Consider the following 9,308-nt stretch of genomic DNA (forward strand, 5'->3'; position numbering starts at 1 on the left):
ATGAGCGAAAATGTGCCGAAAAACCAGCATGTCCTGATCATAACGAACGGTAGTTCCACGAAATGTCCCTACAACCGAAAATACCCAGTCATAGCGCACCTACGTTCCCCTCACCCGTGCAAAAAGACGATCTATCGCAGATTGAGGCGACATTTCAATGCTCCAAACCGCTGTCGCACTTCCGGATCTTCTACGTCCATCACGCCAAATGCTCGTACCACACGGTGTGTGCGGAATCTCTCCGCTCTACAAGCTCATCGCACACACATACCTGACGGCATAGCTTTCTGGCGTGTTAGAATGGTATCCCTAGCGCTTAGTTCTGTAAAGGATTTAAACATTCAAAAAGCCGCCCCAATGGGACGGCACCAACACCTTAGTACAAATGACAAGCAACGAAGTGATTCGGTTCTACTTCTTTTGACGGCGGCATTGACACAGCACACTGCGGCATCGCCTGCGGACAGCGTGTACGGAACGGGCAGCCGCTTGGCGGATTCAACGGGCTCGGCACATCGCCTTGAAGAATAATGCGTTCGCGGGTACGCTCGATTTCCGGATCCGGAATCGGAATCGCTGAAAGCAGCGATTGCGTATATGGATGCAGAGGCTTCGCATACAAATCGTTGGACGTTGTCACTTCAACCAGATTGCCTAAATACATAACGCCGATACGGTCAGATATGTGTTTTACCATCGCCAAGTCATGCGCAATAAACAAGTACGTCAAACCGCGTTCTTTCTGCAATTTCTTGAACAAGTTCACAACCTGCGCCTGTACGGATACGTCCAACGCAGAAATCGGCTCGTCCGCAATAATAAATTGCGGCTCAATCGCCAATGCACGGGCAATACCGATACGCTGACGTTGTCCGCCGGAAAATTCGTGCGGAAAACGGTTCGCATGTTCGTCGTTCAACCCAACGGCGCGCAGCAGCTCCAACACGCGACCTTTGCGTTCAGCTCCTTTGTATAGACCATGAATATCAATGCCTTCGGCAATGATATTCCCTACGGTCATACGCGGATTCAAGGAGGCGTACGGGTCCTGGAACACCATTTGCATATTGCGATTAAATTCTTTTAATTTCTTGCCTTTTAATTGGTGAACATTCTCGCCATTGAAAATAACTTCGCCTTCTGTAGCGTCATACAAATTAATAATGGTTCTGCCTGCTGTGGATTTACCGCAGCCGGATTCCCCAACGAGACCAAATGTCTCGCCGCGGTTAATCTCTATAGAGAAATTGTCAACAGCTTTCAAAAGCTTGCCATTGCCAAGATTAAAATGCTTTTTCATATTGCGAATTTGCAAAATTGGTTGATTAGCCATGTTGGTGACCTCCCACTCCTACAGGACGTTCAACTTTCGGCGCATCCGGGTGCAGCAGCCAGCAAGCTGAGCTATGCGTCTCCGAAAGCGTAGTATGCTCTGGATCTTCTTCCAGACAATGATTCATAGCGTAAGGGCATCTCGCCGCGAAAGCACAGCCTTTTGGCGGCGCAAACAGATCAGGCGGCGTGCCTGGAATCGGCACCAATTCCTCGTCGCTGTTTGTATCCAAACGCGGTACAGAACGAAGCAATCCCCATGTGTACGGATGTTGAGGGTCGTAGAAAATTTCGTCTACTGTCCCTTGCTCGACAATTTTGCCTGCGTACATAACCACTACGCGCTGCGCCATATCCGCAACAACGCCAAGATCATGCGTAATCAAGATAATGGATGAATCCGTTTTAACCGAGATTTCCTTCATCAGATCAATAATCTGCGCTTGAATCGTCACGTCAAGTGCCGTCGTTGGTTCATCGGCAATGAGCAACTTCGGCGAACAAGCAAGTGCGATAGCGATCATCACACGCTGGCGCATACCGCCGGAAAGCTCATGCGGATATTGGTGAATCCGCCCCTCCGGACTGTTAATACCTACTAATTTTAGAATCTCAATGGCACGTTCGGTCGCTGCCTTTTTATTCAAGTTTTGGTGTTTCATTAGGCCTTCTGTAATCTGATCGCCGATTTTCATCGTCGGGTTGAGCGATGTCATTGGATCTTGGAAAATCATGCCCATTTCGGAACCGCGAATTTTCTCCATCTGTCTGTTGGATAATTTCGTGATATCTGTATGCCCGTCGAACAGAATTGAGCCGCTTTTTATATAACTAGGCGGAGTAGGAATTAAACGCATGAGCGTTTGCGCGGTAACAGATTTCCCGCAGCCTGATTCACCTACAATCGCCAATACTTCACCTTTTTTAAGAGTAAAAGACACGCCGCGAACTGCCTGCACTTCTCCCGCATAAGTACGGAAAGAAACTTTCAAGTCTTTTACTTCAAGCAAATTCTTATTGGTGCTCATCATCCTTCACCCCTTCTTACTTGCGCATTTTTGGATCAAGCGCATCGCGAAGACCATCGCCCAGCAGATTGAAACTGAGTAGAATCAAACTGAATATAATAGTCGGGAAAATGAGGCGATGCGGATACAGCCGAATATAGTTAGCGCCGTCCGACAACAGGTTGCCCAGTGAAGCAAGCGGCGGTTTAATGCCCAAACCAATGAAGCTAAGGAAAGCTTCCGTAAAAATCGCTGACGGAACAACGAAAGTAATCTGTACAATGATGATGCCAAGCGCATTCGGAATCAGGCTGCGCAAAATAATGCGCATAGCCGAGGCCCCTAACGTGCGAGAAGCCAGTACAAATTCTTGTTCCTTCAAGGTCAACATTTGACCCCGAACAAGACGCGCCATCGGCACCCAACCGGTAATACTGTAGGCCAAAATAATCGTCGGAATACCTGGACCGATAACCATAATCAATAGAATGGAAATCAGCAAATAAGGAATGGAGTATACAATTTCAATCGTACGCTGCATCACTTCATCGACGCGGCCGCCGTAATAAGCGGAAATACCGCCGTAAATTACGCCAAGCACCAAATCGATCAAAGCAGCTGCAATTCCGATGAATAGCGAAATGCGAGTCCCCCACCATACGCGAGTCCATAGGTCACGGCCGAAGTCATCGGTACCAAACCAGTGGGCGGCATTTGGCGAAATGTTTTTGATTTTGAGATCTTGCGTCTGATAATCGTAACTTGAAATAAATGGCACAACAATGGCCAATACGATCAAAGCAACTAGTATAATTAAGCCGGCCATAGCCAGTCTATTTTTCTTAAGTCGTCTCCATGCGTCCTGCCAATAATTAAGCGATGGTCTTACGATTCTTTCGCTTGTCAAAGCTGATGTAGAAACGGGAGCAAACTTATCTTTTCTCTCAGTTGATTGCGTTGTCGTTTGCATCTTTTACTTCCCGCCTTTCCCAAGACGAATTCTAGGGTCAATAAAACCATAAAGAACATCTGTTACAAAAATTACTAAAATCAACACGCTGGAATAGAAAATGGTTAAACCTGAAATCATGGTATAGTCGTTCGAATAGACAGATGAAACAAAATGTTTACCCAAACCTGGTACGGAGAAAATTTGTTCAACAACGAGTGTTCCCGTGATGACGTTTACAAATATTGGTCCGATAATTGTAATAACCGGCATAATGGCATTCCGAATCGTATGTTTAACAACGACCGTTACATTCGTTAGACCTTTGGCCTTGGCCGTTTTAATATAATCCTGATTAAGCACATCGAGCATGGACGTGCGCATCAAGCGCGCCAGTATGGCAATTGTCCCGAATGACAAGGCGATCGCCGGCAAAACTCGGTAGCTAGGGCCTTTCCACAATCCTGCAGGAAGAATACCCCATTTAACCCCAATATAGTACGACAACAAAGGTCCCAATACGAAAGACGGAATCGAAACCCCAACTACAGCAATGAACATTGCCGTATAATCGCCAGCCTTATTATGTTTCAAAGCGGCAATAATCCCCAAAGCCAAACCAACAATAATCGCAATAACGATCGAGATTAATCCAAGTTCCAGAGAAGCAGGGAAAGCTTGTTTAATAATATCCGTAACTTTATGGGCAGGGAATTGAAAGGAAGCTCCTAGATCGCCATGAATGATATTGTTCATGAAAGTCAAATATTGCTCCCATAACGGCTTATCCAGCCCGTATTGCTTCATCAACATGTCCCGTGTAGCCTTGGGAATCCGTTCAGCGCCTTCACCCAGCGGATTGCCTGGCAAGTTTTTCATCAATACGAAAGTAAAAGTGGCGATGAGCCATAACGTTATAAGCGCATATAAGAGACGGCGAAGAATGAACTTAACCATAATGCTCCTCCTTATTTCATAATGTTTTGCCTAGAAATTTAGAAGAGGCCGCTCCCACGAGGTGCGAACGGGCCTCTTCCATGAATTTTACTATTGCGTGGGTTAATTACTTAATGGAAGTCCATTTCAATTCCCACTCAGGACCGAAGGAAGGAAGCAGCAATCCGTCAACACTTGGTTTTTTCAAATAAGCGCGGCTGCGGAAATAAAGCGGCGTTACACCTTGATCATCCATCAGGATTTTCTCGGCATCAGCCATTGCTTTGGCACGTTTGGAAGGATCAACTTCCACTTGCGACTGTTTAATCAAAGTGTCATACTGCGTATTGCTGTAGAAGCCTTCATCAAACTCTCCGCCAGTAATCCACATATCCAGGAAAGTCATTGGGTCATTGTAGTCAGCCCCCCAAAGCGATAAAACCATTTCGAAATCATGCTTCGAAGACAACTCAATGCGCAGCGCATGCGGCAGCGGATTCGCTTCTGCTTCATACCCTAAGTTTTGTTTCCATTGAGCCAAAATAAATTCCAAGGATTTCTTCGCAGTTTCTGTATCATCGGCATTCAATTTCATTTTTGGCAGTGCTGTTAAGCCAACTTCTTTCAAACCCTCTTCCAGCAATTGTTTGGCTTTAGCCGCATCGAACTTATCTTGCGTCTCGCCAGCAGTTTTACGGAAACTGCCGCCTGCGCCATCGGATGTACCTTCTGGCACAAGACCTGTGGAAGCAACAGATCCGTTAGCAAGAACTGTATCTACAAATGCTTGACGGTCGATTGCCATGCCAAGCGCTTGGCGAATTTTCTTGTTGCCCAGAGCCGGGTTCTTTTGCGTCTGGTACATGATATAGCTGTTCGTCAACTCAGGCTTAGGAGCGTTGTCCGGTTTGCCAGCATACAATTTAAGTTGGTCGCCTTTGATTTCAGCAAGATCAGCCGCGTCTGTTTCATATAAATTCAAACCAGTGTTCGTATCTTTAACAATATTGATGGTCACTTTGTTCAATTTCACATTAGCGGCATCCCAATATTTGTCGTTTTTCACGAGTTCAAGCGATTGTTGGTGTTCCCATTTACTAAGCACGAAAGGACCTGCGCCAATCACTTTATCAGCATCAGCGCCGTTTTTATCGCCGTATTGCGTCGTGATATCTTCTCTTTGCGGGAAGAAAGCAAGGAATCCAAGCAATTGTGTGAAGAACGCAATCGGTTTTTCAAGCTTGATTTCAAGCTGTTTGTCACTGATCGCTTTTACGCCGAGAGCATCTTGAGCGGCTTTAACTTCTTCAAGTGTCTTTGCTTTAGTAACGGCTTCTCCGCCTTTAAGCCACGCAACCATGAAGCTGTATTGCGCTTTCGTAGCTGGATCCAGCGTACGCTTGAAGGAATATACGAAATCCTGCGCTTTCACAGGCTGACCATCCGCCCAAGTTGCGTTATCGCGAATATCAATCGTGTAAGTCAAACCGTCCGCAGATACTTTAGGAAAGTCTTTGGCAAGCGCCGGAGTCGCTTTTCCATCCTTATCTACTCGGTACAAACCTTCACTTACAGCATTCAGAATCGTCGACACTGCGTTCGCAGTTGATTTGGAAACATCAAGTACAGGCGGTTCTGCAGTAAAGTTAATTGCTAGTTGTTGCGGTTTATTCGACGCTGCCGGAGCAGCTGTGCCTTTGGCATCTCCTGTTGGCGATGCAGCTGGTTCCCCACTTTTAGCGCATCCAATAGCAACACTACCCATTAGCGTAAGTGCTACCGCTGTTGAAACCCACTTTGTTGCTTTCATAATAAACTCCTCCTTTAAAATTATGTATCTCTTCATCTATGGCCAGGTGCATGGGCAGAATAATTAACAACAACCTAACACCGAAAACCCTTAGCAAGTGAAAATGCGATATTCTATGTTATATTATCTATCTCAAACCTCTGGTAAAAAAATTTACTAGAGTATACGCAAGGAATTATATCACATTAAGAAATAATGTCCAGCAATTAATTCACCATTGTTAAATTAATGACGGCAAGGTCACTACTTATAACTGCAATGATAGCTTCACAGTTTTTAATTATACAACCAACGGTCAATAAAATCCAGACAATCATCATTGTTATTTTCTACAATTCTCAAGAATTTATTACAAAAAAAGCAGCTGGTTTAAACCATGTAAGCATTTTCTTTTGTCATTACGTCGAAAAAATGAAGTTTTTTCCGATATGAACGAGGAAAAGGACGATATAAAGAGCAGAAAGACCTAGAAAGCCCATTCTCCAAACAAGCCGACTCACCTTTACCAAATCTGTCTTCCCTTTAAGCCGCGTCTGGTATCCGCCAATCATTCCGAATGCAACAAGCAGAACAAGCATGATTAACCAAAACCCAAAGGATGTCTGAAACAATCGATTCCACATAATAGATACGGAGCCGACTAAAAAAAACGTCGTCAGATCCATTGTCAGTCTCGTTGTCATCTTTTTATCCTTTAATAATACATACACAAGAAACCATAAAACGATAAAAGTAATAAATGGAGCAACAGCAAGAAAAGCATATATAGACTTTAGAAATTCGGTTATCACATTCATCTTAGCTCACCTCTTATTCAAGGGCTTTCACGAGACCATACACGGTTTGGTGAACAGGAAGCATCAGCTTCAACTCTATCGCCATTTGAAGCAAACTGCCATTCATGCTGTCTATTTCTGTGCCCTTGGCTTGCTTAAGATCCTGCAGCATCGAGGAGTGATTCTGAGCTGTAGCTTCACATACGCCGAGCAGTGTCTCCCATAGATCATCTGGCAAGACAACACCTTGTGCCGCTGCAACGAGCGAAGCTTCTTCGAACAATTCACGCATAAGCGACAATGCCCATGGTGAGTTCAGCAATTCCCCATTCCGTACGCGCAGGATGGCGGTAAGCGGATTAATCACTGCATTCATAATCAACTTATTCCAAACCCGTATCTCCATATTTTTCGACAGAATCGCTGTAATTCCTGCCTTCTCCAAAAAATCAATTAACAAAATTTTCAAATTTTGCTTAGGCCCGCTTTCTGAAGCGAGTGAACCTATATAGGTTACACCATGCCCTGTGTGAGCTACCGCGGCGGGACCTTCCCTTCTGGCAGCTTCGGTTGTAACCGCCAGCAGAAGACGATCCATTCCAAGCGCTTGTCCCAGTCTCTTTTCATGGCCCACCCCATTCTGAAAGCAGACCACAATCGTGCCAGATGACATCCGAGTTTTCACATATGCCATCAATTCAGGTGTAATCGCGGGCTGTTTGACCATAAGAAACAAATAATCCAGGTCCATCTCGCCAGGCATTCCGCCTACTTCCATACTGGCAATGCTCGCCTCATAGCTTTCATAGCTTATCCGGCCAATATCTGAATTTACCTTAACATGACCCTCTTCAACTAACGTTATGCCGCTCTCCCTAAGCGTATTCGCTTGTTCTATTGTCCTAGTCACTACAATTATATGTTCAGAAACAGCACTTAATTTTGAAGCGAATAATAAGCCCAATGATCCTGCGCCAACGATGGCAATCCGCATAAGTAGCAATCCTTCCCCATGTAACGATAATCAATTTGACTTCATTATAGCAAAATAGAAAAGCTTCGGCATCGAGGTGGTTTCCCCCTCTTGCCGAAGCTTTCTATAGTAAGGATAATTTAGTCTACTCTTTCTAGGTTCCCATTCGCGTCCATCTTAAAGCGCGGCTTTTCATCCTCTTCCTCTTCAACCAGGAAAGCCATTTTTCTTGCACGGTCCATAATTTGAATCAAAGCCTTATAATCATCGTTCACAACACGGTAATCGGTTTCCACTTCATTGACTTGTTTATTCAACTTGTCGTTTTCTCTACCTAGCTTATCTAGTTCGTCTTCTTTGTCCTGCAATTCTTTCTCCAAATTTTTGATATGCCTGTTCATATCCTGATACGTGCTTCTCCATTGACGCAGAAACCGGATCACAGCATCAATCGAAAGCGTTTCCTCTGTGAATGATTCAAATTTGCTCGAAGTTATTTCCGGAGCATCAAGGAGCGCGATGGAGGAACTCGAAATACTGACTGCGGCGTGCTTTTTGAGCTGTGTACGTTTTTGTCGTTGAGCTTTTGCGATCTGAATCGCTGCTTCGTATTTCTTTCTTACAAAGCTGTTCCATCTGAAGCCGCAAGCTGCAGCCGTCCGGCCAATGCGTTCCCCTACCTCTTCAAACGCGGATAATTGCGTGCTTCCTTCCCGAATATGACGCAGCGTCACCTCCGCCAAAATCAAATCATCTTCATCGCTCCAAGCATCTTGTCTAATTGCCGACATAAGGTCAATCCTCCTAACATAAATGTGCAGATGCATCTATACTGAAAACTGACCGATTGGAGATCCAGCTTTCAGTATTCATAAAGAGAATCAATTCGTAGGGAGTAGGTGTATAAATTGATTCGTGCCATTATTACTATTTCTATGCCCATACTAGAGTTCATAGAATCTATTTGATACTAAATGGTATTGCCATTTTTTTTCACACTCATACATGGAATTCAAATATATAGACATACTACGCTTATTGGACGAAATGTTTTTAATTTCGTCACGTTTTGACGGTTTACACTATTCTCTTCAAAAGGTATAATGTGTTGTAGTAAAAGTGCAACGTGGTATGAGAGGGGGACGTAACGAAAATGGATCGCATGTTTCGGGTTCTAGGTTTTTGGACACTTGTAATCGCACTGATGAGCTTAGCTGGAGATATGATTCCAATGTCTCTGATTTTCTTTTTCCAAACAGCCGTATTCGTCATTCTAGGCTATATGCGCTTGTCAGAACGTACTTACATATTGTTGTTCTGGGGATATATGATTATCTCCTTTGGCGGATTTACCTACTGGTCATTTTTCAAAATGTCCGTGTAAAACAGTAAAAATAACAACAACCAGCAAAAAGGTGATCCGACTTTATAGGAGGCCACTGAAGAACTTATGTTTTTTTACGGCGTCTCGCATAAGTTGCAAAAAAGACATCTACCTCCATTTTTTAGGGGGCGGATGTCTTTT

General features: G+C 44.4%; 9 protein-coding genes. 1 reads left to right on the top strand and 8 read right to left on the bottom strand.

Features of this window, described 5'->3' with window-relative positions; translation table 11 throughout:
- Positions 1-376 precede the first annotated feature (376 nt).
- The 8 genes from ABRS97_RS02880 to ABRS97_RS02915 form a co-directional block, all read right to left on the bottom strand.
- Positions 377-1,333, bottom strand: coding sequence for an ABC transporter ATP-binding protein (locus tag ABRS97_RS02880; protein WP_367811381.1), 957 nt, complete (start codon positions 1,331-1,333; stop codon positions 377-379).
- Entirely contained in the window at positions 1,326-2,363 is a 1,038-nt protein-coding gene (locus ABRS97_RS02885) for an ABC transporter ATP-binding protein (RefSeq protein WP_367811382.1), read from the bottom strand. The genes ABRS97_RS02880 and ABRS97_RS02885 overlap by 8 nt, the downstream gene beginning before the upstream one ends.
- A 13-nt stretch (positions 2,364-2,376) precedes the next feature.
- Positions 2,377-3,309: an ABC transporter permease gene (locus tag ABRS97_RS02890; protein ID WP_367811383.1), complete on the bottom strand. Its 933-nt coding sequence runs from the start codon at positions 3,307-3,309 to the stop codon at positions 2,377-2,379.
- A 3-nt stretch (positions 3,310-3,312) separates the two neighbouring features.
- Entirely contained in the window at positions 3,313-4,245 is a 933-nt protein-coding gene (locus ABRS97_RS02895; protein ID WP_367811384.1) for an ABC transporter permease, read from the bottom strand.
- A gap of 106 nt (positions 4,246-4,351) precedes the next feature.
- Positions 4,352-6,034, bottom strand: coding sequence for a peptide ABC transporter substrate-binding protein (locus ABRS97_RS02900; RefSeq protein WP_367811385.1), 1,683 nt, complete (start codon positions 6,032-6,034; stop codon positions 4,352-4,354).
- A gap of 398 nt (positions 6,035-6,432) precedes the next feature.
- A complete protein-coding gene (locus ABRS97_RS02905) occupies positions 6,433-6,831 on the bottom strand; it encodes a DUF3397 domain-containing protein (protein WP_367811386.1) in 399 nt (132 codons plus the stop codon).
- 13 nt (positions 6,832-6,844) lie between these two features.
- Positions 6,845-7,804, bottom strand: a complete 960-nt coding sequence (locus tag ABRS97_RS02910; protein ID WP_367811387.1) for a ketopantoate reductase family protein — start codon at positions 7,802-7,804, stop codon at positions 6,845-6,847.
- A 119-nt stretch (positions 7,805-7,923) separates the two neighbouring features.
- Positions 7,924-8,574, bottom strand: a complete 651-nt coding sequence (locus tag ABRS97_RS02915) for an RsfA family transcriptional regulator (protein WP_367811388.1) — start codon at positions 8,572-8,574, stop codon at positions 7,924-7,926.
- 362 nt (positions 8,575-8,936) lie between these two features.
- On the opposite strand from ABRS97_RS02915, the gene ABRS97_RS02920 reads away from it, so the two are divergent.
- On the top strand, positions 8,937-9,167 hold the full coding sequence (locus tag ABRS97_RS02920) for a DUF2626 domain-containing protein (protein WP_147949813.1): 231 nt from the start codon (positions 8,937-8,939) through the stop codon (positions 9,165-9,167).
- The last annotated feature ends 141 nt before the right edge of the window (positions 9,168-9,308 follow it).

This window comes from Paenibacillus tabacirhizosphaerae (genome assembly GCF_040812395.1).
Lineage (GTDB): Bacteria > Bacillota > Bacilli > Paenibacillales > NBRC-103111 > Paenibacillus_E.

Bases quoted from the DNA above. Each gene is read 5' to 3' on its own strand.
- ABRS97_RS02905 (WP_367811386.1), bottom strand. From the start codon at position 6,831: ATGAATGTGATAACCGAATTTCTAAAGTCTATATATGCTTTTCTTGCT.
- ABRS97_RS02915 (WP_367811388.1), bottom strand. From the start codon at position 8,574: ATGTCGGCAATTAGACAAGATGCTTGGAGCGATGAAGATGATTTGATT.
- ABRS97_RS02900 (WP_367811385.1), bottom strand. From the start codon at position 6,034: ATGAAAGCAACAAAGTGGGTTTCAACAGCGGTAGCACTTACGCTAATG.
- ABRS97_RS02895 (WP_367811384.1), bottom strand. From the start codon at position 4,245: ATGGTTAAGTTCATTCTTCGCCGTCTCTTATATGCGCTTATAACGTTA.
- ABRS97_RS02910 (WP_367811387.1), bottom strand. From the start codon at position 7,804: ATGCGGATTGCCATCGTTGGCGCAGGATCATTGGGCTTATTATTCGCT.
- ABRS97_RS02885 (WP_367811382.1), bottom strand. From the start codon at position 2,363: ATGATGAGCACCAATAAGAATTTGCTTGAAGTAAAAGACTTGAAAGTT.
- ABRS97_RS02880 (WP_367811381.1), bottom strand. From the start codon at position 1,333: ATGGCTAATCAACCAATTTTGCAAATTCGCAATATGAAAAAGCATTTT.
- ABRS97_RS02920 (WP_147949813.1), top strand. From the start codon at position 8,937: ATGGATCGCATGTTTCGGGTTCTAGGTTTTTGGACACTTGTAATCGCA.
- ABRS97_RS02890 (WP_367811383.1), bottom strand. From the start codon at position 3,309: ATGCAAACGACAACGCAATCAACTGAGAGAAAAGATAAGTTTGCTCCC.